At 58.1% G+C, this 23110-nt stretch carries 25 protein-coding genes and 1 pseudogene; 12 read left to right on the forward strand and 14 right to left on the reverse strand.

Annotated features, from left to right (window positions below):
- Positions 1 to 49 precede the first annotated feature (49 nt).
- From CQ007_RS13465 to CQ007_RS13485, 5 genes are all read left to right on the forward strand, one after another.
- Entirely contained in the window at positions 50 to 1309 is a 1260-nt protein-coding gene (locus CQ007_RS13465; protein ID WP_218278879.1) for an RNA polymerase sigma factor, read from the forward strand.
- Between the two features lie 89 nt (positions 1310 to 1398).
- Complete coding sequence (locus tag CQ007_RS13470) at positions 1399 to 2256, forward strand: YciI family protein (protein WP_105646356.1); 858 nt, start codon at positions 1399 to 1401, stop codon at positions 2254 to 2256.
- Positions 2253 to 2612, forward strand: coding sequence for a YciI family protein (locus tag CQ007_RS13475; protein ID WP_105646357.1), 360 nt, complete (start codon positions 2253 to 2255; stop codon positions 2610 to 2612). Before CQ007_RS13470 ends, CQ007_RS13475 begins: the two co-directional genes overlap by 4 nt.
- 33 nt (positions 2613 to 2645) lie before the next feature.
- The gene (locus CQ007_RS13480; protein WP_105646358.1) at positions 2646 to 2999 is read left to right on the forward strand and encodes a DUF1428 domain-containing protein; all 354 of its coding nucleotides are present in this window, start codon (positions 2646 to 2648) and stop codon (positions 2997 to 2999) included.
- Between the two features lie 281 nt (positions 3000 to 3280).
- Positions 3281 to 3628 carry a hypothetical protein gene (locus CQ007_RS13485; protein ID WP_105646359.1) on the forward strand — a complete coding sequence of 116 codons (348 nt, stop codon included), beginning with the start codon at positions 3281 to 3283 and terminating at the stop codon, positions 3626 to 3628.
- Between the two features lie 22 nt (positions 3629 to 3650).
- Here CQ007_RS13485 and CQ007_RS18950 read toward each other — a convergent pair whose 3' ends face one another.
- The 3 genes from CQ007_RS18950 to CQ007_RS13500 all read right to left on the reverse strand — a co-directional run bounded on the left by CQ007_RS18950 (position 3651) and on the right by CQ007_RS13500 (position 5650).
- Positions 3651 to 4250, reverse strand: a complete 600-nt coding sequence (locus CQ007_RS18950) for a hypothetical protein (protein WP_158256774.1) — start codon at positions 4248 to 4250, stop codon at positions 3651 to 3653.
- A 53-nt stretch (positions 4251 to 4303) separates the two neighbouring features.
- Positions 4304 to 4525, reverse strand: coding sequence for a VF530 family DNA-binding protein (locus tag CQ007_RS13495; RefSeq protein ID WP_105646361.1), 222 nt, complete (start codon positions 4523 to 4525; stop codon positions 4304 to 4306).
- Positions 4526 to 4678: 153 nt separating this feature from the next.
- On the reverse strand, positions 4679 to 5650 hold the full coding sequence (locus tag CQ007_RS13500) for an AraC family transcriptional regulator (protein ID WP_105646362.1): 972 nt from the start codon (positions 5648 to 5650) through the stop codon (positions 4679 to 4681).
- 330 nt (positions 5651 to 5980) lie between these two features.
- Here CQ007_RS13500 and CQ007_RS13505 point away from each other — a divergent pair, with 330 nt between their 5' ends.
- The 3 genes from CQ007_RS13505 (at position 5981) to CQ007_RS13515 (ending at position 11814) form a co-directional block, all read left to right on the forward strand.
- A complete protein-coding gene (locus CQ007_RS13505; protein ID WP_105646363.1) occupies positions 5981 to 7135 on the forward strand; it encodes an efflux RND transporter periplasmic adaptor subunit in 1155 nt (384 codons plus the stop codon).
- An 82-nt stretch (positions 7136 to 7217) separates the two neighbouring features.
- Positions 7218 to 10406, forward strand: a complete 3189-nt coding sequence (locus CQ007_RS13510; protein WP_105646364.1) for an efflux RND transporter permease subunit — start codon at positions 7218 to 7220, stop codon at positions 10404 to 10406.
- Entirely contained in the window at positions 10399 to 11814 is a 1416-nt protein-coding gene (locus tag CQ007_RS13515) for an efflux transporter outer membrane subunit (RefSeq protein WP_105646365.1), read from the forward strand. The genes CQ007_RS13510 and CQ007_RS13515 overlap by 8 nt, the downstream gene beginning before the upstream one ends.
- A 327-nt stretch (positions 11815 to 12141) precedes the next feature.
- Here CQ007_RS13515 and CQ007_RS13520 read toward each other — a convergent pair whose 3' ends face one another.
- The gene (locus CQ007_RS13520) at positions 12142 to 12372 is read right to left on the reverse strand and encodes a VF530 family DNA-binding protein (RefSeq protein ID WP_105646366.1); all 231 of its coding nucleotides are present in this window, start codon (positions 12370 to 12372) and stop codon (positions 12142 to 12144) included.
- A gap of 68 nt (positions 12373 to 12440) precedes the next feature.
- Positions 12441 to 12596 (reverse strand): CBS domain-containing protein, encoded by a 156-nt coding sequence (locus tag CQ007_RS13525; protein WP_218278880.1) that lies wholly within the window; start codon positions 12594 to 12596, stop codon positions 12441 to 12443.
- A gap of 177 nt (positions 12597 to 12773) precedes the next feature.
- Between CQ007_RS13525 and CQ007_RS13530 the strand changes: the two genes are divergently transcribed.
- Positions 12774 to 13103, forward strand: a complete 330-nt coding sequence (locus CQ007_RS13530; protein WP_105646367.1) for a YegP family protein — start codon at positions 12774 to 12776, stop codon at positions 13101 to 13103.
- 116 nt (positions 13104 to 13219) lie between these two features.
- Here the strand turns inward: CQ007_RS13530 and CQ007_RS13535 are convergent, their stop codons facing one another.
- The 6 genes from CQ007_RS13535 to CQ007_RS13560 form a co-directional block, all read right to left on the reverse strand.
- Positions 13220 to 13588, reverse strand: a complete 369-nt coding sequence (locus CQ007_RS13535; RefSeq protein ID WP_105646368.1) for a barstar family protein — start codon at positions 13586 to 13588, stop codon at positions 13220 to 13222.
- A 1-nt stretch (position 13589) separates the two neighbouring features.
- Complete coding sequence (locus CQ007_RS13540) at positions 13590 to 13985, reverse strand: ribonuclease domain-containing protein (RefSeq protein WP_218278881.1); 396 nt, start codon at positions 13983 to 13985, stop codon at positions 13590 to 13592.
- A 51-nt stretch (positions 13986 to 14036) separates the two neighbouring features.
- Positions 14037 to 14981, reverse strand: coding sequence for a redoxin domain-containing protein (locus CQ007_RS13545; RefSeq protein WP_105646369.1), 945 nt, complete (start codon positions 14979 to 14981; stop codon positions 14037 to 14039).
- 81 nt (positions 14982 to 15062) lie between these two features.
- Positions 15063 to 15701 carry an FMN-dependent NADH-azoreductase gene (locus CQ007_RS13550; RefSeq protein ID WP_105646370.1) on the reverse strand — a complete coding sequence of 213 codons (639 nt, stop codon included), beginning with the start codon at positions 15699 to 15701 and terminating at the stop codon, positions 15063 to 15065.
- Between the two features lie 61 nt (positions 15702 to 15762).
- A complete protein-coding gene (locus CQ007_RS13555) occupies positions 15763 to 16974 on the reverse strand; it encodes an NAD(P)/FAD-dependent oxidoreductase (RefSeq protein ID WP_105646371.1) in 1212 nt (403 codons plus the stop codon).
- A 63-nt stretch (positions 16975 to 17037) separates the two neighbouring features.
- Positions 17038 to 17472, reverse strand: a complete 435-nt coding sequence (locus CQ007_RS13560; protein WP_105646372.1) for a carboxymuconolactone decarboxylase family protein — start codon at positions 17470 to 17472, stop codon at positions 17038 to 17040.
- A 106-nt stretch (positions 17473 to 17578) separates the two neighbouring features.
- On the opposite strand from CQ007_RS13560, the gene CQ007_RS13565 reads away from it, so the two are divergent.
- Positions 17579 to 19000 carry a PLP-dependent aminotransferase family protein gene (locus CQ007_RS13565; RefSeq protein ID WP_105646373.1) on the forward strand — a complete coding sequence of 474 codons (1422 nt, stop codon included), beginning with the start codon at positions 17579 to 17581 and terminating at the stop codon, positions 18998 to 19000.
- Positions 19001 to 19031: 31 nt separating this feature from the next.
- On the opposite strand, the gene CQ007_RS13570 is transcribed toward CQ007_RS13565, so the two are convergent.
- On the reverse strand, positions 19032 to 19313 hold the full coding sequence (locus CQ007_RS13570) for a DUF503 domain-containing protein (protein WP_105646374.1): 282 nt from the start codon (positions 19311 to 19313) through the stop codon (positions 19032 to 19034).
- 130 nt (positions 19314 to 19443) lie between these two features.
- Here CQ007_RS13570 and CQ007_RS13575 point away from each other — a divergent pair, with 130 nt between their 5' ends.
- Entirely contained in the window at positions 19444 to 19815 is a 372-nt protein-coding gene (locus CQ007_RS13575; RefSeq protein ID WP_036992881.1) for a hypothetical protein, read from the forward strand.
- A 219-nt stretch (positions 19816 to 20034) separates the two neighbouring features.
- On the opposite strand, the gene CQ007_RS13580 is transcribed toward CQ007_RS13575, so the two are convergent.
- Both CQ007_RS13580 and CQ007_RS19220 read right to left on the reverse strand, forming a co-directional pair.
- Positions 20035 to 20910, reverse strand: coding sequence for a methylated-DNA--[protein]-cysteine S-methyltransferase (locus CQ007_RS13580; RefSeq protein ID WP_105646375.1), 876 nt, complete (start codon positions 20908 to 20910; stop codon positions 20035 to 20037).
- 13 nt (positions 20911 to 20923) lie between these two features.
- Positions 20924 to 21237, reverse strand: a pseudogene (locus CQ007_RS19220) (SDR family oxidoreductase).
- 329 nt (positions 21238 to 21566) lie between these two features.
- Here CQ007_RS19220 and CQ007_RS13590 point away from each other — a divergent pair.
- Positions 21567 to 22694, forward strand: coding sequence for a zinc-binding dehydrogenase (locus CQ007_RS13590; RefSeq protein WP_105646376.1), 1128 nt, complete (start codon positions 21567 to 21569; stop codon positions 22692 to 22694).
- Positions 22695 to 23110 lie beyond the last annotated feature (416 nt).

The following is a 23110-nucleotide window of genomic DNA, read 5'->3' on the forward strand; positions in this document are numbered from 1 at the left end:
CGCCGCAAGCGTTGCCATACCAAGGCTCACGACAACCGAGCTGCCCATTATGAATGCCATGTCCACTTCGCCAACACATATCGAACAGATCTACCGGGACCATTCTCGCCGGGTTCTCGCGACGCTGATCCGCTTGCTCAACGACTTCAGCCTGGCCGAGGAATCCCTGCAGGAAGCCTTCGTCGCGGCCTTGCGGCAATGGCCACAGGAAGGCATACCCGACAATCCTGCCGCGTGGCTGATCAGCACCGGCCACCGGCGTGGCATCGACCAGATCCGCCGCAACCAGACCGCACGCCGCCATGCCCACCTGGTGGAACCTGGCGACGCCTCCATGGAGGAAGCCGACGAGACTCCCATCGATGATGATCTGCTGCGATTACTGTTCACCTGCTGTCATCCCGCGCTGGCCATGGAAGCGCGGGTAGCACTGACCTTGCGGGAAATGTGCGGCCTTACTACCGAGCAGATCGCTCGAGCCCTGCTGCAGAAGCCCGTCACCGTGGCGCAGCGAATCGTCCGCGCCAAACGCAAGATCCGTGACGCCGGCATCCCCTACAAGGTGCCGGACAGTCACGAGTTGCCGCAGCGACTCCCCGACGTGCTCAAGGTGATCTACCTGGTGTTCAATGAAGGTTACTCACGTACCGAAGGGCAGCATGTCCTCGATGTCAGCCTCGCGGGCGAGGCTATTCAGCTGGCCGAATCCCTCGCCCGGCTGCTCCCCCACGGCGAGGTGTTCGGGCTCGCCGCGCTGATGTACCTGCAGCACTCGCGCCGCGATGCCCGCCAGGACCCATGCGGCGAGCTGGTCACACTGGAACACCAGGACCGCAATCTGTGGAACCAGGCGGATATCCGTCTCGGTCTCGACTGGCTGGCCCAGGCACTGCAGTTCACCCCCATCGCACCCTATACATTGCAAGCCTCGATCGCGGCGGAGCATGCTACCGCCAGACATGCCGGCGACACCAACTGGAAGCGAATCGTCCTGCTCTATGATGCCCTGCACCGACAACAACCTTCCGCCGTGATAGCCCTCAACCGGGCGGTGGCAGTGGCCATGCGCGACTCACCGCAGGAAGGCCTGCGTCTGCTGGACCAACTCACCTCCACCAGGGAGGTGCTCAGCTACCACCTGTTTCACGCGGCTCGCGCCGATCTGCTGCGGCGCGCGGGTGATACCGAATCCGCTCGAATGGCTTATCAGCAGGCACTGGTGCTGGCGGTTCAGGAGCCGGAACGGCGCTTTCTGGCGCGCCAGCTGCGCTTACTCGATGACGATCCCACCAGCCGACCAGCGCCATGAAAATTTCATAAAAAGATCGATACCGCTGTCGATCTGGCCCCTCTCCGCACGACTCAAGGGTAACTACCCCAGCAGAGGAGAACGACAAAATGAAATTCATGTTGATGCGCAAAGCGGACGAGGAAACCGAAAAAGGCACCCTGCCATCGGCCGAGGTCCTGCAGGCCATGCACGCCTACAACGAGCGCATGATCCAGGCAGGTATCTTCCTGTTCGGCAATGGCGTAAGGCCCACCAGCGAAGGTTGTCGTATCGTCTTTCGCAACGGAGAAGCCAGTGTTATCCGCGGCCCCTTCTCCCCCACCTCGGACCAACTGGCCGGCTATTCGGTACTGGAAGTGGACTCCCTGGAAGAGGCCATCGACTGGGCCAGGCAATGGCCACGCGAGGACAGCGATGGCAACACTACCCTGGAGTTGCGCCGCTACTTCGAGCTGAGCGATTTCAATCTCGATGCTGCGCTCACGGATAAGCATCAGCGTCAGATGCAACTGCCGATGGAGCTGAACATTCATCTGTCATTTCCCGGTAACTGCCGTGAAGCCATGACCTTCTACCAGCAAGTCACCGGCGGCGTTCTGGAAGCCATGATCCCTTATGCCGAGACACCCGCCGCAACGGAAGTGCCGGCCGAGCAGGCCGACCGGATCATCCATGCCTCGCTGAACATCCGCGGCCGGCGCCTGATGGCAGCGGACATGAACGGCGACTGCCATCAGGCAATGCAAGGTAGCTGTGTCCACCTGGAATTCGACAGCCTCGAACGCGCCGCCGAGGTGTTCGATCAACTGCAACAGGGCGGCCAGCTCATCATGCCCTTTGAAGAAACCTTCTGGGCCAAACGCTTCGGCATGACCACCGACCGCTTCGGTACCCACTGGATGATCGGTTACGGTACCGGTCATTGTCCCCAGGCTCTCAACACAGAGGAGGTTAACGCTCCATGAAATATGTCGCACTGGTGTACTACCAGGAAAGTCTCATTGAAGCCATGACCGAGCAGGAGTGGCACGACCTCAACCAGGAATGCATCGCAGGGGTCGAACGGCTGTGCGCCGAGGGGAAGTACATCAGCGGTCAGCCACTGCAACCGGTGACAACGGCCACCACGGTCCGGGTGCGCAACGGGGAAACGCTGATTACCGATGGCCCCTTTGCCGAAACCAAGGAACAACTGGCCGGCTTCTACCTGCTCGATGCCACCAACCTGGACGAAGCCCTCCAGCTCGCCAGTCGCATTCCTCCGGCGCGCCTCGGCAGCATCGAAGTACGGCCCGCCCGGGAATTACCAGCCAAAGACTGAAACAGTCCCGAACACCGAAACAGGAGTCCGAACATGAACTACATCGATGGTTTTGTCGCAGCGGTTCCCACCGCCAACCAGGAAGCCTATATTCGCCACGCCCGTCTGGCCGCACTGGTGTTCAAGGAGCATGGCGCACTGCGGGTAACGGAATGCTGGGGTGATGACGTCCCCGAGGGTGAGACCACGTCCTTCTCCATGGCGGTGAAACGAGAGCCCGAGGAAGCCGTGATCTTTTCATGGATCGAATGGCCCTCCCGCGAAGCACGGGATGCTGGCATGGCCAAGGTCATGCAGGATCCCCGCCTGCAACCGGACAGCAATCCCATGCCCTTCGACGGCAAGCGTTTGATCTATGGCGGGTTCCGTATGCTGCTGGATGAGTGAGGCCATTAACGACCACGCCAGCCGGGAACGCTCGATGGGTACCTACCTGGCTAAACGGGCCATGCGCTGAGGCATGGCCCACTCTACTCCCATCTTCTCGGACCATGCCCAACAAATGTACTCCCACGAACCACGGCGGTGCACCCCCACGTCATAAATGCCAACACAACCCCGCTCACAATGGCCACAGCCGGTATAAACCGGGAAAAACGAGAAGTTGGAATACATTCTGCTTGGGAATCGGTGGTCACCAAGCCGTAGCCGTTCGGAGGAGAGGGAGCATGATCGATGAAGCCCGTTTCAACCGCAGCACCCTGGATCGCATGGTCACTCTGCGCAGACGCCTCAAGCAAACCATGGGCGTGACCATACACCTGGGCGAGCCTGGCGCGTTCGAACAGATGATCAAACTCAGCGAGGCCAGCACAGATGAAGAGGTGCGCAAACTGGGTGCGGAGCTGGCGCCGACCGCTTCTCACCAGCAAAAGGCAGCGACACTCGGGAAAGGAATGATAGAGACGATGCGCGAGCGGCTCACCAGCAACACCCAAGCCAGGCAAACCGAATCACATACCAGCCTATCCGGTAACAGGGTGCAGATTTACCGCGGGCGGATCGTGCAACAATAACGACAGGCCCATTATCAAATGATCAGGGGGTTTCACTCATCTGACTACTACCAGCGAGTGCAATACCACCAGAAGCACTGCCGCCGCCTCCGCCACCACCACCGCCACCTTTACCACCAGACCCACCGCCTCGTTTACTACTACCACCTGCAGTAACACGCATAGGGCCCTGGTTAGGGACGGTAATACCTGTCGGAATTGCTGTTAGATCCAGAGCCTGACGAATAAAGTCACGCAATGAAATCACCAGTTCAGCGGTTTCGATATTTTTCCCTGCCACCATATCGTTAGCTGCTTGCGCAGCCAGCCGAACCTGTTCCTCTGTACCCAGTAAAACAACATCTGACAGTGCCGCTTCAACCGCATCGCGGATACGCCTGCGGCGCTCGGAAGGACTGGCCTCGTCATCTGTACCGGCAAACTCACGTAAATGAGCAGGATCAACCGCCAGCTCGCCCGTAAAGGAACCTCCCAGCACCTTGTAGGCAGCAATAAGCACCTTTAATCGTTCATTGATCTGCCGATTTTCACGCTCACGTCGACGCTGAAAGGTCTGCATGAAAATGAGACGAACACCGACCACTACCACAGACATCAATACCAAAGTCAGCAGTGTCGTCATGATTGCGAAGCCAGAACTGAAATCAAGCAGGTTCCGCATAAATCACCTGTTGCCTAATGATGAAAGGTGGCTACGTATAGCCTTTCAACCTTGTCTCTTGCCCACTGGGTTCTGCGCAGGAACTTCAAGGAAGATTTGATTGACTGATCCTTCTTGAAGCAGTTGATATCGATCCGCTGAGCCAAACCATCCCAGCCATAGTGACTTTCCAACCTGGTGACGATCTGCTCGAGCGTGACACCGTGCAACGGGTCACGCGGGTTTTCATTACTCATGAATCGACAATTACCCCTGTAGTGTAGTCAGCAGAACTGAGCACCATTGATGATACCCCTCCGGTGAGCTCTCTGCACTCCGCAAGCATAGTTCAGAGACTGGCGTTGCCAGGTGTTACTGGCTCTAGCTCGCGTGACCTGGCAACAGGTTGATCAGGCAGGCATGCTCATGCGCGTTTCGCGGCGCAGCTTGGTGACGTCTGCGCGCGGCGGCGCACCGAACATGCGGCTGTATTCGCGGCTGAAGTGCGAAGGACTTTCATAGCCGACCCGATAGCTGGCCGTCGCAGCTTCAAGGCCTTCACTGAGCATCAACCTCCGCGCTTCGTGCAGGCGCAGCTTCTTCTGGAACTGCACGGGTGACATCCGCGTGACCTGCTTGAAGCTGTGGTACAGCGCCGACTCACTCATGTTCACGTCTTCTGCCAGCTCCCGTACCCGCAGCGGCTCGGCGAAACGGCTCTTGAGCACTGAAATCACCCGGGAAATACGGTGTGACTGACTATCGGCGGAAACAAACTCGCGCATGCGCGGGCCCATCTCACCGACCAGCGCACGGTAGATGATCTCGCGCTGGATCAGGGGCGCCAGCACCTTCGCATCGGTTGGCGAGTCGAGCAGTTGCACCAGCCGGGTCATGGCATCGAGTATGCCCAGATCGACCTGGGCGATACACAGACCGCAGGCTGAATAAGGGCAGTCAGTCGGCCCCCCGCTCGCCTCGGCATCGCCTAATTGCAACACCAGATCGGCGACTTCCGCCGGATCGATACTGATCTTCACCGCCAGATAGGGCTGCTCTGGAGAGGCATCTATTACGCGCCCCTTCACCGGCAGATCGACACTGGACACCATATAACTGAGCGCACCATAGACAATTTCCCGGTCGCCCAGTTCGACCGTCTTGCGGCCCTGGGCAATGACACACAACGAGGGCTCGTACACGGTGGACACGCAACCGGAGGGCGCATCGATGCGAAACAGCTCCAGGCCGGGAATGATGGTTTTGTGGATGCCCTCGGTGGTGATTCTGGCTGAGACCAGATCGGCCAATTGCCGGCACATGGGTTCGGCGGGTGGCTGTATCGGGTCAAGTACAGGGGTTGGGTAGGCGACGTTGAGCATGGCAGACCTCCAGAGAGTGGAGCCAGTATATACAGGATCAGGTAAGCCATAAGACCGGCACCGACGATTTGCAGGAATAGGCAATGATTCTGGAGGATCACTCAAACCATTACAGATAAAGCGCTACGGAGAAGGAAAAATTTCTGTTCAGGCAAACTTGTCGATCTTGAATGCACAGCGTGCGAGGCCGTCAAAAATAGAATCAGGCAAGCATGCCGCAGTAACGCGCTACCCCTTGCAAGAGCACAGGTCTTATCGTTCAACCCTACCAGGGCGCCCTGCGCCCATGACTCAGACCCAGTAATCCCTGACGGGAAGCGAGAACAGACCATGCACGCAATCCCTTTCTATCAGGCCCGAGTGACCTTGCTCGGTGTCCTGTTACTGATCGCCCTCGCCGGCTGCGATGCCCAGGGCCAGGCCCAGGATAATGCCATGCCTCCGCCGCCTGAAGTCGAGGTAGCCGAGGTCAAAGCCGAACAGGTTACCCTATGGGGCGCGTTCAGTGGGCGGGTCGAGGCGCCGCAGACCGTGGAACTGCGACCGCGGGTCAGCGGCTATATCGATCAGGTCAACTTTGAAGAAGGCGAGCTGGTCAGTGAAGGCGACGTGCTGTTCGTCATAGACCCACGCCCTTACAAGGCCCGTGAGCAATTGGCTCAGGCAGAACTGGCACGCATGCGCAGTCAGTTGGCGCTGGCTGGCAGCGAGGCGGCTCGTTCCGAACAGCTATGGGAGCGCCGGGCGATCTCTCGCGAGGAATTCGAACAACGCAACGCGGCGAAGACCATGGCACAGGCAGCAGTGAATGCAGCGGCTGCGACAGTGCAGAGCGCCCAGCTGGATCTGGAATACACCCAGGTCAAGGCACCGGTCAGCGGGCGCATCGGCCGCGCCGGGGTGACCCGCGGCAATCTGGCCACCGCCGACGCCACCTTGCTGGCGACCCTGGTATCGGTCGATCCGCTGTATGTGTATTTCGAAAGTGATCAGCAAACCGTGCAGGACAATCCCCACGGTCAGGCTGTGCCGGTGCGCATTGGGCTGTCAGGCCGGCAGGATTTCCCGTACCAGGGCCAACTGGACTTCGTCGACAACCAATACAACGCGCGCACCGGCACCCTGCAATACCGCGCACAGGTGGCCAATCCCGATGGCAAGTTGCGCCCTGGCCAGTTTGCCCGGGTAGAAATGCCGGTGGCCGCGGCCAGTGCCGCGTTGCTGGTCGATCAGAAAGCCGTGCTGACCGATCAGGATCGCCGTTACCTGTATGTACTGGGTGATGACAACAAGGTCGAGCGACGCATTGTTGAAACCGGCCGCCGGGTGGATGGATTACTGGTGATCACCGCTGGTCTGGCCGCAGGCGAACGTGTCGTGGTCAACGGCCTGCAGAAAATCGGCTTCCCCGGTATTGAAGTGGTGCCACAGCAGGTAGCGATGCGTCGTACCCCGGCACCGATAGTGGTGGCGACAGCGCCGTGACGCTCTAGCGCTCCCTTTAGCTTTCTTCTTACTCTGACTGATACGGGCGCGTCTCCCAGACGCGTTCCGGGAGGCTGTTGCCGTGAATTTCTCGCGTTTCTTTGTAGACAGACCGATCTTCGCTTCGGTGTTGTCGATCATCATCTTCGTGGTTGGGCTGATCAGCATTCCACTGCTGCCGGTCAGCGAGTACCCGGAGGTGGTGCCGCCCAGCGTGCTGGTCAGCGCCAGCTATCCCGGCGCCAACCCCAAGACCATCTCCGAGACCGTAGCCACGCCATTGGAGGAAGCCATCAACGGCGTCGAGAACATGATCTACATGAAATCGGTAGCCGGGAGTGACGGCAGCCTGGCGCTGACCGTGACCTTCGCACTGGGCACCGACCCGGATCAGGCCCAGGTGCAGGTGCAGAACCGGGTATCCCAGGCACTGCCGCGGCTGCCCGAGGATGTACGTCAGCTCGGTGTGACCACCCAGAAGCAGTCGCCCAACCTGATGATGGCGGTGCACCTGACCTCCCCGGATGACAGCCTGGACGCCACCTACATACGCAACTATGCGGTCCTGCATATCCGTGACGAGCTGGCGCGCATCCCCGGTGTGGGCCAGGCCGGCCTGTTTGGCTCCGGTGACTACGCCATGCGCCTGTGGATCGACCCGCAGCGCGCCGCTGCCTTGGGCGTCACTGCCGGTGACATCAGTACGGCTGTGCGCGAGCAGAACATCCAGGTCTCCGCCGGCCAGATCGGCGCACCGCCCATGCCGAATGGCTCCGACCTGCTGATTTCGATCAACGCCAAGGGCCGCCTGGAGTCGGTCGAAGAGTTCGAAAACATCGTGCTGAAAACCGGTGAGCAGGGTGAAGTGACTCTGCTCAAAGATGTAGCCCGGGTCGAGCTGGCGGCCTCGCAGGATGCATTGCGGGCGCTGCTCAATAACCGCCAAGCGGTTGCACTCCCCATATTCCAGGCCCCCGGCTCCAACTCTCTGGAAGTCTCGGCAGCGATACGGGAAAAAATGGCCGAACTGGAAGCCGACTTTCCCCAGGGCCTTGGCTGGGAGATTGCCTACGACCCGACCGTGTTCGTCAGTACCTCCATCAAAGCCGTGATCATTACCCTGCTGGAAGCCGTCGCCCTGGTGGTGCTGGTGGTCATCCTGTTCCTGCAGACCTGGCGCGCCTCCTTGATCCCCCTACTCGCGGTGCCGGTGTCCATCGTCGGTACCTTTTCGGTTCTGCTGCTGATGGGCTTTTCCATCAACACCCTGACCCTGTTCGCCATGGTACTGGCGATCGGTATCGTGGTGGACGACGCCATCGTGGTGGTGGAAAACGTCGAACGTAACATCGAAGACGGTCTGGCACCTCTGGCGGCTGCGCATCAGGCGATGCGCGAAGTCAGCGGGCCGATCGTGGCAATCAGTCTGGTGCTCTGCGCGGTCTTCGTGCCCATGGCCTTTCTCGACGGCATCACCGGCCAGTTCTACCGCCAGTTTGCGATGACCATCGCTATCGCCACGGTGATCTCAGCGATCAACTCGTTGACCTTGTCGCCGGCTCTGGCGGCAGCGCTGCTGAAACCGCACGGAGCAGCGCCGGATCTGCCTGCGCGGATCATCGACCGCCTGTTTGGCTGGATTTTCCGCCCCTTCAACCGCTTCTTTCTGCGCAACGCGCAGCGCTATGAATCCCTGGTCGGTCGCAGCCTGAGTCGTCGTGGATGGGTGTTCGGGGTGTATCTGTTGTTGCTGGCTGGCACCGCCCTGATGTTCACCCAGGTGCCCGGCGGTTTTATCCCCACCCAGGACAAGACCTACCTGATCGGCAGTATTCGTCTGCCGGAAGGCGCCTCACTGGACCGTACCGAAGCTGTTGCACGTCGGGTCAGTGAGCTGGCATTGGAAACCGAAGGCGTTGCCGACGCGCTGGCCTTTGTCGGCTTCAACGCCCTGCAGGGCACCAACACGCCGAATGTCGGTACGGTGTTCATGGTGTTCGACGACTTTGCCGACCGTGACCGCACTGCCCAGGAAATATCCGACGAGATCAATGCCAAACTGGCCGACATCAACGAAGGCTTCGCCATTACCTTCATGCCGCCGCCGGTGTTCGGATTGGGCGCGGGCTCGGGTTATTCACTCTACGTACAGGACCGGCGCGGCGCTGGTTATGGCGAGCTGCAAACAGCCACCAACGAGCTGGCCCTGGCGCTGAGTGAAACACCGGGCATGTTCTACCCGTTCAGCTCCTACCAGGCCAACGTGCCGCAGCTGGATGCCGATGTAGACCGTATCCAGGCCAAGGCCCAGGGTGTGCGGCTGGATGATCTGTTCGGCAGCCTGCAGCTGTACTTCGGCTCGCAGTACATCAACGACTTCAACCTGTTCGGCCGCACCTACCGGGTCATGGCCCAGGCGGATGCGTCGTTCCGCGACAACCCCAGCGACATCGACCACCTGTATACCCGCAACGCCAACAACCAGATGGTGCCGCTCAACACCATGGTTACGCTACGCGAGAGCTTCGGGCCAGACCCGGTGATCCGCTACAACGGCTACCCGGCGGCAGATCTGATCGGCCAATCCGACCCTGCCCTGCTGTCTTCGGCGCAGACCCTGGCCGCGGTCATGGGCGTGGCCGACGAGGTACTGCCGGCCGGCATGTCATTGGAATGGACCGACCTGAGCTTCCAGCAGGTTACCCAGGGCAATGCCGCCATGGTGGTCTTCCCGGTGGCCCTGCTGCTGGTGTTCCTGGTACTCGCCGCGCTGTATGAAAGCTGGGTAATGCCCCTGGCGGTAATCCTGATCGTGCCCATGTGTCTGCTCGCTGCGCTGTTTGGCGTGTGGCTGGTAGACGGCGATAACAACATCTTCGTCCAGGTCGGCCTGGTAGTGCTGATGGGCCTGGCGTGCAAGAACGCCATCCTCATCGTCGAGTTCGCCCGTGAACTCGAACTGCAAGGCCGCGATACCATCAGCGCCGCGCTGGAAGCCAGCCGCCTGCGGCTGCGCCCGATCATCATGACCTCGGTCGCCTTTATCGCCGGCGTCGTGCCGCTGGTACTGGCCACGGGTGCGGGTGCCGAAGTGCGTAACGCCATGGGTATCACCGTGTTCACCGGCATGATCGGCGTAACCCTGTTCGGCCTGCTGCTGACACCGGTGTTTTATGTCGCGCTGCGGACGCTGGCCAAGCATTTTGAGCACAAGGCAGAAAAGCCTGAAAGCGATGTACAAGCAGAACTTGAAGGAGCGTCACATGAGTAAGCTGGCAGGTATCTTTTCGATGGCAGCGCTGCTCAGTGCCTGCGCCGTAGGCCCGGATTATCAGCCTCCTGAGCCAGTACAGCTGGAGCAGTTTGCCCACGATCAGGCAACCACAGATGCTGCCGGAGCGGCGCTGGAACGCAACGAACAGCAGTTCTGGCAAGGCTTTGCCGACCCCCTGTTGGCCGACCTGATCAAGCAAACCATGGCCGACAACCAGAGCCTGCAGGCTGCCCTGGCCCGCTATCAGGAAGCTGAAGCCCTGCTGCGCGGCTCGCGCCGGGATCAGTTACCCAGCGTCACCGCCGGTGCCAATGTTGCCGGCCAACGCCTGGCAGAAGTGGAGCGCACTCAGCCGGGTCAGGAGCGAGTGGAGTTATACCAGGCCGGTGTCGCGCTCAGTTGGGAACTGGACCTGTTCGGGCGGCTGCGCCGCGCCACCGAGGCCAGCGAAGCACAGTTGCAGGCCGCCGGTGCAGACCAGCAGACACTGCAGGTTGCGCTCGCCGGCCTGATGGCCAGCAGCTACTTCCAGCTCCGCGGCCTGCAACAGCAACTGCGGGTAGCCGAGGAGAACGTCAGCCTGCAGCAGGCCTCGCTGGATATCGTCAGCGCACGACTGGAAGCCGGCCGCGGCACCCTGTTCGATCAGGTGCGGGCCCGCGCCCAGCTGGATGCCACCCGGGCAGAGATACCCCAGCTCAAAGCCGACATAGGCGCCGCCATGCACCGCATCGGCGTACTGACCGGCCAGACACCCACCGCACTGGTTTCCCTGCTTGAAGTCCCTGCGGACCTACCGGACAGTCGGCCGTCCATTGCGGCAGGCAGCCCCGGTGATGTACTGCGCCGCCGCCCGGATATCCAGGCCGCTGAACGGCGACTGGCCGCAGCCAACGCCCGCATCGGCATCGCTACCGCCGACCTGTTCCCCCGCTTCACCCTAGGTGCCCTGCTCGGCTCCCTGGCCGGCACCGGGTCAGACCTCTTGACCGGCGGCGCCCAAACCGGGCGCGTCGCCTTGGGTATCGACTGGTCCTTTCTTGATCGGGCCATGGTTCAGGCACGCATAGACGCCGCCGACGCCCGCTACGCAGAACTGCTCGCCGACTACCGGCAGACAGTGCTGCTGGCACTGGAAGAAACAGAAACCTGGCTGCTGCGCTACCAGCAATCCCACGAACGCACAGCGTTGCTGCAAAGCGCCACCGACGCCGCCACCCAGGCCGTGGAGCAGGCGCGCGACCGTTATGATCAGGGCTTTATCGGCTACTTCGAGCTGTTGGCAGCGGAGCAGGAATTGACCGCCATGCGGGATAACCTGGTGCAGAGCCAGACAGCCATGGTGCTGGCGATGGTGAATGTGTATCGGGCATTGGCTGGGGCACCGGTGCCGTCAAGCGTATGATCTGTGGAACTCCAGACTACCCGGGCGCACCTCAAGCTTCCGATGCTTCATCTGCACTTCCGATCCATGCGCCAGAGCCGCCTTCCACCTTGGCACCTTCTTCGTAGCGACTTGCATTGGGCAGGGAGTTACATTTTTATGCGCGTAAAAATGGATAAATTCACATTTTTATGCGCGTAAAAATGTACGGTACAGGTTGTTTACCCTCCGAGGTGCCGCTGTACTTTGTGCAATATGTCGTCGGTGAACATTTGAAGTGATATCGCACAAACGCACGGCTTTGCTGCAAAGCGCCAGCTCTCTCCAATTACAAACGCCTGCCCAGGCTTAGTAAGCCTTACCGTGAAAGGTTGAAACATACAGTTTCTCTACCTTGTCCCGGGCCCATTGGGTCTTACGCAAAAACTTCAGGGATGATTTGATTGACTGATCATTCTTGAAGCAGTTGATATCGACCCGCAGAGCCAGGCCGTCCCAACCGTAGTGGCCTTGCAACCGGGTAACAACCTGCTCCAGCGTGACGCCATGCAAGGGATCGTTCGATCTTTGTTCAGTCATCTGTTCCTCACTCCGAGGCGGCTGCAGCGTTGCCTGCTCGGACTATTTCAATCAGTGCATTCAGTGCATCAGTAGCCGTAAAGATCTCCAGCAGTGTGACCGTCCCCATCCTTGATGATCACACTGCCAACCCTTCTCTCCGACATGAGATACGCCACCTCATCCGGCGGCGTGTCTGCAGTCACGCACAGCGGATCAGCCGCCATGATATCGGAAGCCCGCACCTGAAACTTCTCCGCAGCACCAAAACCCGAGAAAAGCCGCACCGTCCGCGGTGCGTCAAGCCGACTCTCGCGGTGCAATCTTTTGTGCAGTCCGGCATTAGCGAAGCGGCAAACTCTGAGCTTTAATTGACACAATGAACCGACATTCGCCGTGGTTCATTTTTCCAGGAGAACAATATGGCAGGTAAATTTGAGGTCTATCAGGACAAGGCTGGTGAATACCGCTTCCGACTCAAGGCATCCAATGGGCAGAACATCCTTGCCAGTGAAGGGTACAAAACCAAAGCCAGTTGCATGAACGGTGTCGAATCAGTCAAGGCCAACGCCCCGGAAGACGACCGCTACGAGCGCAAGGAGTCCAGCTCTGGCAAGTTCATGTTCAATCTCAAGGCAGCAAACCACCAGATCATCGGCTCCAGCCAGCTATATGAATCAACAGCGTCCCGTGAAAACGGTATCGAGTCCGTCAAGAAGAACGCCCCCGAGGCCACAGTAACAGAGGTCTGATGAGTTCCCCCTCTCCCGGCCCTGGGAGAAGGGGAGTTCCTCTGTTGTTGCAAAGCGTCATACCTGGCTTTTCTGCCGGCACTCGCTCGTGCTCAGTTCAAGCCGCTCGCGTCGAGTCACTCGACCTGTGCATCACTGTATATCTCCACCCGCAATCCATGCTCCCGGGACTCAGCATAAGCACAAAGGTCCGCCATCAACTGAATCCAGTCTGCCAGATCAGCTTTATCCACCTCCGCCGCGCCATCAATTGAAAAACGCCAGAGCGCAGGTGCTGTTAGCTGATCCACCTCATCAAGCAACAGGTCATAGGCCGCATCCCAGTTTCCACCGAAATAATCCGGAAAACGGAAGGACTCGCTGAGCGCCCGCAGCAGGGTCGACTTGTTCAGCTTGTTACCTGCATCCAGCGCGATGGCCGGTTGATCAAGCTGGCCCCTGGGCCACCAGGTGATTGCCGCTGGCTGGCTGGCTGCTGTGCTCATCTCAGTGCCCCTTGATGCGGGTGAAGGAACGGTAATGATCCTCCGTGTAATAGAACTCCACAGGCGGATTGCCACCCGTCACCACTCGCCGCGGGCCACGGTGTGATAAGCCCGGCGTGTCCACCGTGTATTCCCGGTAGTACCCCCTCGGCTTGATCGGCAACAGCCGTTCCCGATTTTCAAAGGTGATGCCATCACGCTGGTAGGGAAACGGCCCATTCCGACTAATCCGCTCCAGCGTGTTGTGCAGCTGCTGGTCCTGCGCCGACAGCTGCGAGTGGTTGGCAGAGCCGGACTGAGTAAGGCCGGCGCCATCAAGCAAGCCATCGAGATGCCCACCCTGCTGAAGCTGGAACAGGCCAAAAGCGAAGGCCAGAACAAGTAGAATTTTCTTCACGGTATGCACTCAGGTCCTTAGCAGCGCAATGGATGAGAGAGCTCCCCATCCTTATTTTTTATGGCTTTTCAGTTCACTGACTATACTGTTTTCGTCAGAAAAGTCCGTTATCCGCGCCACGACTGCATCATCCTTAATGATCAAGAGTGTTGGGAGATCATGGACGGCGTATTTATGAAACAACCGATTGCTTTTGTCTATCTGCATAGAATGCGCTATTGAGTATTTTCTTCTGTATTCCGCCATGTCTTCATCGCCAGTCCACAAGCGATTTATCACACCAAGCCAAGAGATATCCCCGGTTTCCTTGAAAACAGAATTTATTGTGTTTTGAGCTGCAGCGCAGCGCTCAGCAGACACTGGCCGCGTTTCTTTCAAATACCAGTCACACCAGGTGGCAGTGAAAAACAGAGCATGTACATCACCATCATTGGTGTCGATCGATATATCGGGTTCGTCCTCATTCAACACGGACGAGTCAATTATTTTATCTTTCTCCGACAGGCTTCGGGAAACCATGTCAATCTTATTATCCAGTGAGGAATCGGCTTCATGCCCCAGATGAATCAGGTTCATCTGCTTATCAAATAAAAGATGGTAAGGCGTACCGATAAGGCGGAATTTCTGGGCCAGATCACCACCTTCATCAATGGCCATCGGCATCGTTAATCCAAATTCTGCAATCGTGTCTTGTACCGCACGCAGGTCATCATTGAGGCCCAGATTTATGCCGATGACTTCGATCTCATCACCATATTTTTCCTGGACATGCTCGAAGTGCGGCATCTGCTGGCGGCATGGCTGGCACCAGGTTGCCCAAAACTTCAAATACACAGGCTTTTCACCTTTGTATTCGGCCAAGCTGACAGTCTCTCCTGAGATAAGGTGTATGGGCGCATTCAGCAGCTCGTCAGGTAAACCGTCGGCAACGGAGTGAGTGGCAATGAACAGCATCATGAAAATAATTTTATTTATATGGATCAGATAATTACGCATCAATCAGTCCTATTTTGATAGCAGGATGAGGAGTATCGACTGCAGTACCGCACTCACCGCTCGGCAGGAGCCGCTTGCAGCTCATTGAGCCGCTCCAAGTATTGCTCTGCCAATATTCGTCGTATCCATGGTTGAGATCAGAGCTTCCCGATCTGCGTTCAGTTGCTCCTCATCGAGAAATGCCGTCGCTTGCAGAGGAAAGAACTGCAACGAAGTTACGCCCACGCATCCAAATGCAGCAGTCAGGTAAGGGATGAGAAAATCGGGCTGTTTTGCGTGGTCACCTGTGAATATACCGCCGGAGGCAATCCCAATATAGACCGGCTTGTCTTGCAGCAGGCCAATTTTCTCTCCTGTGGATGCGGCACCAATCGTGCGGCCCATCCGCAGAACCTGATCGATCCAGGCCTTGAGTACCGAAGGCACAGTGAAGTTGTTCATCGGCGTACCAATCACCAGCACGTCCGCAGCTTCCACCTCCTGGATCAATTGCTCCGACAGACGCACGGCGCTATCCGACTGCCACGCTGCCAACTCCCCAGGTGACGAGATCGCGGTGGCGTAGCTGGTCTCCGCGTGCGGTATGGGCTCCCGCCCCAGATCACGGCGAGTGACATGAGCAGCAGGATCCATAGCGAGCAGCCGCGCAATGATGGCTGCCGACAACTTCCGGCTATGCGAGTTGGGCCTGGGACTACAGTCAATCAGCAGTATGTTCATATCACCTCCGGCCATGGCCTCGTGAAAGGAGCAGAGCGATCGGGTAGACCGCTCTGTTCGTTCAAGCAACAACGATGCGACTGGGATCCGCCAGGGCAAAGACTTCAGCGCGATCGCCACTCGGGGGATAGATCCACTCGGTATTGATCTTCGTCTTCAGCGCCTTGGCCTCTGCACCAGCCAACTTTACCTGGCGATCCCAGCCTTCCGTGTAGACGGCGCCCCAGGGGCCCAGGTCCAGGCAAGTCACGTACTGCGGCTGGCTATACGGGATCGGCTCCTCGCCAATCAGGTCTGCAGCCACATTATGGCCTGCGGAGCGACCGAGATTCATGGCGTGCTGGCAGGACATCATCGCGTAATTCCCGTCGTCATCGGTGGCCGCATAGGCGCAGTCGCCCGTGGCGTAGACCGTATCGAGGCCGTTGACCTTCAGATTACGATCAACATGAAGCCGACCGAAGTTGTCGCGCTGCGCCGGGATTTGCGCGGTCAGCTTGCTGGCGCGCGCACCAGCGGTCCAGATAACAGTATCAGCCTCGATATATTCCCCATTCTCGAGCGTGACTCCTTTTGCATCGATGCCAGCAGCGCCGGAGCCGAGCTTCCAAGTGACTCCCAGCTCAGCCAGCGCTTGGGTAATCACTGGCCGCGGACCGGCACCCAGATCCGGGCCCACGTCGGTATTGCGCTCAATCATGATCACGCGCACTGCTGCATCCTGACCGAGGACTTCGCGTAAGCGGGCTGGCATTTCGGCCGCGGTCTCGATGCCAGTGAAGCCGGCGCCGGCAACGACCACGGTATTGCGCCCTGCACTTTCCGCCCGACTGGCCAAACCGTGGATATGTGTCTCGAGTTTCGCAGCGTCAGCAATCTGATCAACATTGAATGCATGCTCAGCCAGCCCCGGGATCGGCGGACAATTCAGTCGGCTGCCCGCAGCCAGTACCAGACGGTCATAGCTGATGGTCCGGCGCGATGTGTCCATACCGGTACCGACAATGTTCACCTGCTGGTTCGTCACATCAATGTGCTCGACCAGCCCCTGAATGAACGCAACACCGGTCGCCTGGAAAATGTCCTGCAACGATGCCTTCATTCCCTCGGGATTATGCTCATACAAGCGGGGCCGGACATGCAGCTCCGGTTCTGGCGCAATCAGTACGACCTCCACGTCGGTGCGCCCCGCCTGATCGAGCAGACGAGCGGCGCCCAGCGCGCTCCACATACCGGCAAATCCGGCACCTATGACAAGAATACGTTTCGACATGCGTTATGCTCCTGAATCAAATCGCGCGCCAGGAACCTGGCGGCTGTGGGGGTGTACTGATACTTACTGGCGCATCCCGATCGCCAGGCGATTGAATGCGCTCATCAAGGCAATGGCAAAGGTCAGGTCGGAAATTTCAACCTCGTTGAAATACGCCTTGAGCGGCTCGAAATCCTCGTCGGGTGCATGCGTGCGATCTACGTGCGTCAGTGCCTCCGTCCAAGCCAATGCGGCACGCTCACGTTCGCTGAAACGATCGCTCACGCGCCATCCCGCCAAGCTGTCGATCTTGGCATCTGGAACGTTGTCGGCGCGCAGGGCTTTCGCATGCATTTCCAGGCAGAAAGCGCAGCCATTGATCTGCGACATTCGCAGCCATACAAGCTGGATCAGCTCCATACCGAGACTGCTTTTCTCCAGCGCTGCTTTTGTAGCACCGAGCCCGCGATAGGCCTCGGGAGAGAGCGTGTGATAGGGCAAACGTTTTGGGGTACTCATGTAGATTTTCCTCAGGTGAAGATCCTTGTTGCATGGACAGTACTGTAGGAAAATCATGACCCAGCAGGTAGGTGCAAGAATTGACTAATTTAATGGGGCATTCGATATGGACTTGCAGCACCTCAGACCGAGCCAGGAACAGGGCGTGCCGCTCTATCTGCAGTTGTATCGGCGCTATCGGGAGGCGATTGCCGCTGGCAAACTCCGTCCTGGAGACCGCGTGCTGTCCGTGCGCAACCTCGCCAGTGAGTTAACCCTGGCGCGTGGCACAGTCGAAATGGCCTATCAGATGCTGGCAAACGAAGGCTACTTCGTGACGCGTGGTGCCGCGGGAACCATCATCTCGCCCCGCTTGGAGAGCCTGGCCGCAGATCACGCCAAGCTGTCAGAGCCTACCGCTCCTGCATCACCGCCACTGCACGCGATATCCAGTGAAGTGCTGCCGTTTCAGCTCGGTTTACCGGCGTTGGATGCATTCCCACGGAAGACCTGGTCGCGCCTGGCTGGCCGCACTATGCGCTCGTTGGAAACCACCTCCATGACCTACCCCGATCCAGCAGGCTATGAGCCTCTGCGGCGCGCCATTGCGACTTATCTGGGAATCTCACGCGGGATTGCCTGTTCACCCGAGCAGGTGTTCGTGACGACAGGTTATCTGGGCGCGCTGGAACTGGTATGCCATGCGCTATTGAAGACGGGTGACTTGGGATGGTACGAGGACCCGGGATACATCCTGGCCCGGCAGTTCCTGGAGCGCACGGGGATGCGCCTGGAACCGGTGCCGGTCGATGAGGAAGGTCTGAACGTGGCGACTGGTCAGCGCCGGGCACCCCATGCGCGTTTCGCCGTCGTCACCCCGACCCATCAAAGCCCGCTGGGTGTTGCCTTGTCATTGCCGCGACGGCTGGAGCTGTTGGAGTGGGCGAACCATCGCCAGGCCTGGATTATCGAAGACGACTACGACAGCGAGTTCCGTTACCACGGCCGGCCCCTGCCCGCGCTGAAAAGCCTGGATCGCGATGGGCGGGTGCTCTACACCGGGACTTTCAGCAAAGTGCTGTTTCCCGGTTTACGTCTGGCCTATCTGGTGGTCCCCGTCTCTCAAATCGGCCAGTTCAGGGATGCGGTGAACCACCGCTCCGGCTCAGGCTCCATCCTGCCCCAGGCCATGGTGGCTGACTTCATGGAACAGGGTCACTTTGGCAGGCATCTGCGCAAGATGCGAACCTTATACGCCACCCGGCGGGGCCATCTGGTTGATGCGTTGAAACAGGAGATGGGGGAACACTTGTATATCCAGCCACAGGCGGGCGGCATCCATGTCCTGGCCCATCTGCGCGCCGAGCAGAAAGACAGAGCTCTGGCGGAGGCCGCCCAATCCAGCGGGCTCGCGGTTCACGCCTTGAGCGACTGGCAGATGTGCAACTCATCGCAGGGAGGTTTGCTGATGGGGTTTGCCAATTTTGCAACTGCAGAAGAAGCACGGGTGTCGGTTCAGCGGCTCAAGACGGTGTTGGCAAAGTGCTGAGATACTTGCTCTGCCAAATAGCTGCTGATCACTACAACCGCTCGCGAACCACATCCGTCACCCTGGCCTCGACTGTACGTTGAATCCGGTCTTCAATCTCGCTACACAGCGAGTCCAGCTCTGGTGACGAGGTGCCCACCACAACGAAAGTCCATTCACTTGCATCCAGTCGCTCACGATCACCACTTTCACAAACGGCCACCGCAGGGTTACGCCCGTAGCGCTCGTGAATCCCACCCATTCGCTGGCGCTTCTCCTTCAGCGAGCGACAGCCTGGGAGTGAAAATGTCAGGGTTAACACAACGATTTGCATGAAGCAGTCTCCAGCCAGTTGACGGTACCCCCTCCCGGTAAGAGGCCCCACAGGAGCCTAAGGTTTGCCAGCCATGGAAACCAGAGCCCCTATGGTAAAGTAGCCACAAAATTCAACCCGGACAGTTCAAATGCTTATATACCTGCTGATCGCCTGCGACCGCCTTGAAGAAAAGCGAGAGAAAAAACTGAGGCAGAACCTGCCGGAGCTGCAAGCGGCCTTGCAGGCATATGTTGATGCCAATGCGGCCAACAATGTCACGCTGATCAACGAGTGCGAGAGCGACGATTGCGAAGACTGGCAGCTGGGAATAAGTCAGCCCGTGACGAAAAACATTCACCTTAACTTCCCAGTGGACCTGTTCAACAGGCTGGCCGAGCAATATGGCATTGATTGCGAGGTGGGTTATATCGAAGACGATGCCCGCGAGCCAGTCAGCTATTTCGGTAAGTACGAAGGCAAGGGTGAAGCATTTTTGATAGCAGAGTATTTGGGGTTATAGCAGTGCACCCCAGCGTCTTGATAGTGACGCTGCCCATGTTGTCATCGGGGAGTGGGTCAGCGCAGCTCGACTAAGCTCAACCCCACAAGTCACTCTGGCCAGCGGGCGCTGGATGTGCAGTTTGAAGATACCGCGCAAGCAAGTGGCGTGCTGATCGACAACACCGTTTCAGGTGCAGTGGATTAAAGGGGGCATGTAAGTCGGGCCTCAACGCTTGAGTTAAGGCCCGTCGGGACGCGGAGGCGGCTCAAACGAATTGCTAGGCGGCTCCTCCTGCATTCTTTCCCAAGTTTGTACCATCAGTTTCTTTGTGGGACCCCAGCGATATCCGCCAAGCGCACCACTTTTCTGTATAACCCGGTGACAGGGAATCAGCAAAGCGACCGGGTTTGAACCAATGGCATTACCGACGGCTCTTGCAGCATTGGAGGCGCCCAATGACTCTGCTATTTGGCCATAGCTAGCCACGGTGCCCGGAGGTATTTTCAGCAGCGCACGCCACACGGCGATCTGAAAATTGGTCCCTGCCACATGGAGCGAAAGCGGACCCTCTTTGGAGCCGGCATTGCCGCTAAAAATAGCGTCGATAACATGGCGCGTAGACGAGGTGCTTTCCGTGATTGAACTGAATGGCCAAGCAATACGAAGGTCATCCAGTAATTCGTCCTTGCTGTTGAAGTCCATAAAGCCCGCCCGACACACACCACGCGGGGTCACTGCCACAAACAGGGCCCCCAGCGGGGTAGAATGTACGCCGTACTCTATTTTTAGCTGCTTTCCTCGGTTCTTGTATTCCCCAGGCGTGACTGCTTCCAGCTGCACAAAATGGTCATGCAACCTTGAGCTGCCGCTTAACCCAAGTTCATGTGAGACGTCGAGCAGAGAACTAGACTTATCCAGCAGTCCTTTACCTCGCTCCAATGTGAGGACCTGCAAGAATCGCTTCGGTGTCGTGCCTGCCCAACGACAAAAGAGCCGCTGAAAATGATAAGGACTCAAATGCACATGGGCGGCTATTTCCTCCAAATTGGGCTGATCAGACGCCCTATTCACAAGATAAGTCATAGCGCTCGCGATTCGGTCATAGTCTGACATGTGGCACCGCCTCTCAGACACGATTTATGGATATGCCGCCATCTACCAGCATCGCTGACCCAGTAGTAAAACTGGAAGCATCGGAAGTCAGGTAGAGCGCTGATCGGGCAATTTCTTCAGGCTGCGCGATACGCTTGAGCGCGTGAAGATTGGATACAAACTCTTTCGCCTCAGGAGTATCCGCAAATTCCTGTGCCGCCGCTGTATCAGTACCACCTGGCAGAAGCGCGTCACCCGGATGTTATGGGAACCATACTCAGATGCAAGCACTTGGGTCAGGCCAATCAGCCCTGCCTTGCTAGCTGCATATGCCGCCATCCCCGGCATACCTGCTGTGTAGCCGACTCACGACCAACCTGCACTGGCGCCAGTAACAATAGCGACTTTATTTTCGAGGGTACTCATATAGTTGACCTCTCTGACTCTGTTCTTGATGGATGGGGATCTAACCGGAACAGAAACAATACTAAGAGGCCGATTCGAGCTTGCCGACCCGAATCTTGCTATGTTGCTTTAATGCTGTAACGCTCGGCACACGTGCCGATTTGTAGCCGCGGAGCGGCGGATCACGCAAGCGCTAAGGGCTTGCTCCGCATCTTGTGCGGTAACACCGGTTAGCGAAATACCAGACCACTCAACCTTTGCAGGAGAACAAAGTGTCAGATACCAACATCGAACTCACTTCGACCATTAGCGAAGACAACAAACTGGAACTGGCCCTGCGCGAGATTGAGATCCCGCAGCCAGGCGAAAACCAAGTGGTCATCCGCATCGAAGCCGCCCCTATCAACCCGTCTGACCTGGGAGTGATGTTCAGCGCGGCCGATATGACAACCGCCAGCCAATCCGGTAGCGCCGATCGCCCGGTCATCAGTGCCGATGTTCCGGCCAAGTTCATGGGTGCCGTTAAAAAGCGGGTTGGCAAGTCTATACCCGTAGGCAACGAAGGAGCCGGTACAGTCGTCACTGCTGGCTCATCCGCCGCTGCGCAAAGCCTGCTGGGCAAAACCGTTGCGGTCATTGGCGGTGGCAGCTACCGCAAATATCTCTGTGCCAATGTTCAAAGCTGTCTGGAACTGGAGCCGGGTACGACTGCAGCCGAAGGCGCTTCAAGCTTTGTTAATCCGCTTACTGCATTGGCCATGGTAGAAACCATGCGAGCTGAAGGTCACAAGGCGATCGTTCACGCTGCCGCCGCCTCCAACCTCGGACAAATGCTCAACCGCATCTGCATCGCCGACGGCATAGACCTGGTCAATATCGTCCGCAAGCCAGAACAGGAAGCCTTGCTGCGCGACATGGGCGCCAAATACGTGGTCAACTCCAGCAGCGACAGCTTTATGGCAGACCTGACCGAAGCACTTATCGAAACCGGCGCTACCATCGCCTTCGACCCTATCGGTGGCGGACGACTGGCTAGCGACATCCTCAGCTGCATGGAAGCCGCCGTTTCTCGCAACATGACTGAATACAGCGTGTACGGATCTGACACCTATAAACAGGTTTATATTTATGGGGGCCTTGATCGTGGCCCGATTACTCTGAACCGCAGCTTCGGTTTTGCCTGGGGTGTGAACGGCTTCTTGCTGTTCAATGCGTTGGGAAAGCTCGGCAAGGACACCACCGCCGCCATGCGCAAACGCGTAGCCGCCGAGATCAAGACCACGTTCGCCAGTCACTACACTCACGAAGTATCCCTGGCCGGTGCCTTACAACTGGATGCGATCTCGGTTTACGGCAAACAGGCTACCGGAGAGAAGTTCCTGATCAAACCACAGAGTTAACGTTTAGCGTAAGGCCGTAAGGCCAGCCTAGGGCGCTGGAGTGAGGTTGACTCCGGCGTCTGCATGACAGGTAACCCTGCCGACCAATATTTCTGAAGTTTTGCAGCTTCCATAATGACGTTCATTGTTCTCTCCGAATTAAGCGGAGAGCCCCCCGAGCGGGGATTTCTCCCCGCGTGGGATGGTAGTTATGCAGCGTTTACAGCGAAGATATCCTCCTGGAAGGGCTTCCCCGCACCGCCAGGGGAAAAGGCGAGGCAACAGATATCATGTGTGATAACACTTTCAAGATAAAAAAATTGTACCTGACCCTATTTCCCCTTATTTCCCCAGGCTGGCGCGGATCAGGCGACGCACTTCGTCAATCAAGTCTGATTTATTTCTGGAAAATGTACCTGACCCGAATGGCACTTACT

This window comes from Pseudomonas sp. MYb185 (assembly GCF_002979975.1).
GTDB lineage: Bacteria > Pseudomonadota > Gammaproteobacteria > Pseudomonadales > Pseudomonadaceae > Halopseudomonas.

Bases quoted from the DNA above. Each gene is read 5' to 3' on its own strand.
- CQ007_RS13465 (WP_218278879.1), top strand. From the start codon at position 50: ATGAATGCCATGTCCACTTCGCCAACACATATCGAACAGATCTACCGG.
- CQ007_RS13470 (WP_105646356.1), top strand. From the start codon at position 1,399: ATGAAATTCATGTTGATGCGCAAAGCGGACGAGGAAACCGAAAAAGGC.
- CQ007_RS13475 (WP_105646357.1), top strand. From the start codon at position 2,253: ATGAAATATGTCGCACTGGTGTACTACCAGGAAAGTCTCATTGAAGCC.
- CQ007_RS13480 (WP_105646358.1), top strand. From the start codon at position 2,646: ATGAACTACATCGATGGTTTTGTCGCAGCGGTTCCCACCGCCAACCAG.
- CQ007_RS13485 (WP_105646359.1), top strand. From the start codon at position 3,281: ATGATCGATGAAGCCCGTTTCAACCGCAGCACCCTGGATCGCATGGTC.
- CQ007_RS18950 (WP_158256774.1), bottom strand. From the start codon at position 4,250: ATGACGACACTGCTGACTTTGGTATTGATGTCTGTGGTAGTGGTCGGT.
- CQ007_RS13495 (WP_105646361.1), bottom strand. From the start codon at position 4,525: ATGAGTAATGAAAACCCGCGTGACCCGTTGCACGGTGTCACGCTCGAG.
- CQ007_RS13500 (WP_105646362.1), bottom strand. From the start codon at position 5,650: ATGCTCAACGTCGCCTACCCAACCCCTGTACTTGACCCGATACAGCCA.
- CQ007_RS13505 (WP_105646363.1), top strand. From the start codon at position 5,981: ATGCACGCAATCCCTTTCTATCAGGCCCGAGTGACCTTGCTCGGTGTC.
- CQ007_RS13515 (WP_105646365.1), top strand. From the start codon at position 10,399: ATGAGTAAGCTGGCAGGTATCTTTTCGATGGCAGCGCTGCTCAGTGCC.
- CQ007_RS13520 (WP_105646366.1), bottom strand. From the start codon at position 12,372: ATGACTGAACAAAGATCGAACGATCCCTTGCATGGCGTCACGCTGGAG.
- CQ007_RS13530 (WP_105646367.1), top strand. From the start codon at position 12,774: ATGGCAGGTAAATTTGAGGTCTATCAGGACAAGGCTGGTGAATACCGC.
- CQ007_RS13535 (WP_105646368.1), bottom strand. From the start codon at position 13,588: ATGAGCACAGCAGCCAGCCAGCCAGCGGCAATCACCTGGTGGCCCAGG.
- CQ007_RS13545 (WP_105646369.1), bottom strand. From the start codon at position 14,981: ATGCGTAATTATCTGATCCATATAAATAAAATTATTTTCATGATGCTG.
- CQ007_RS13550 (WP_105646370.1), bottom strand. From the start codon at position 15,701: ATGAACATACTGCTGATTGACTGTAGTCCCAGGCCCAACTCGCATAGC.
- CQ007_RS13555 (WP_105646371.1), bottom strand. From the start codon at position 16,974: ATGTCGAAACGTATTCTTGTCATAGGTGCCGGATTTGCCGGTATGTGG.
- CQ007_RS13560 (WP_105646372.1), bottom strand. From the start codon at position 17,472: ATGAGTACCCCAAAACGTTTGCCCTATCACACGCTCTCTCCCGAGGCC.
- CQ007_RS13565 (WP_105646373.1), top strand. From the start codon at position 17,579: ATGGACTTGCAGCACCTCAGACCGAGCCAGGAACAGGGCGTGCCGCTC.
- CQ007_RS13570 (WP_105646374.1), bottom strand. From the start codon at position 19,313: ATGCAAATCGTTGTGTTAACCCTGACATTTTCACTCCCAGGCTGTCGC.
- CQ007_RS13575 (WP_036992881.1), top strand. From the start codon at position 19,444: ATGCTTATATACCTGCTGATCGCCTGCGACCGCCTTGAAGAAAAGCGA.
- CQ007_RS13580 (WP_105646375.1), bottom strand. From the start codon at position 20,910: ATGTCAGACTATGACCGAATCGCGAGCGCTATGACTTATCTTGTGAAT.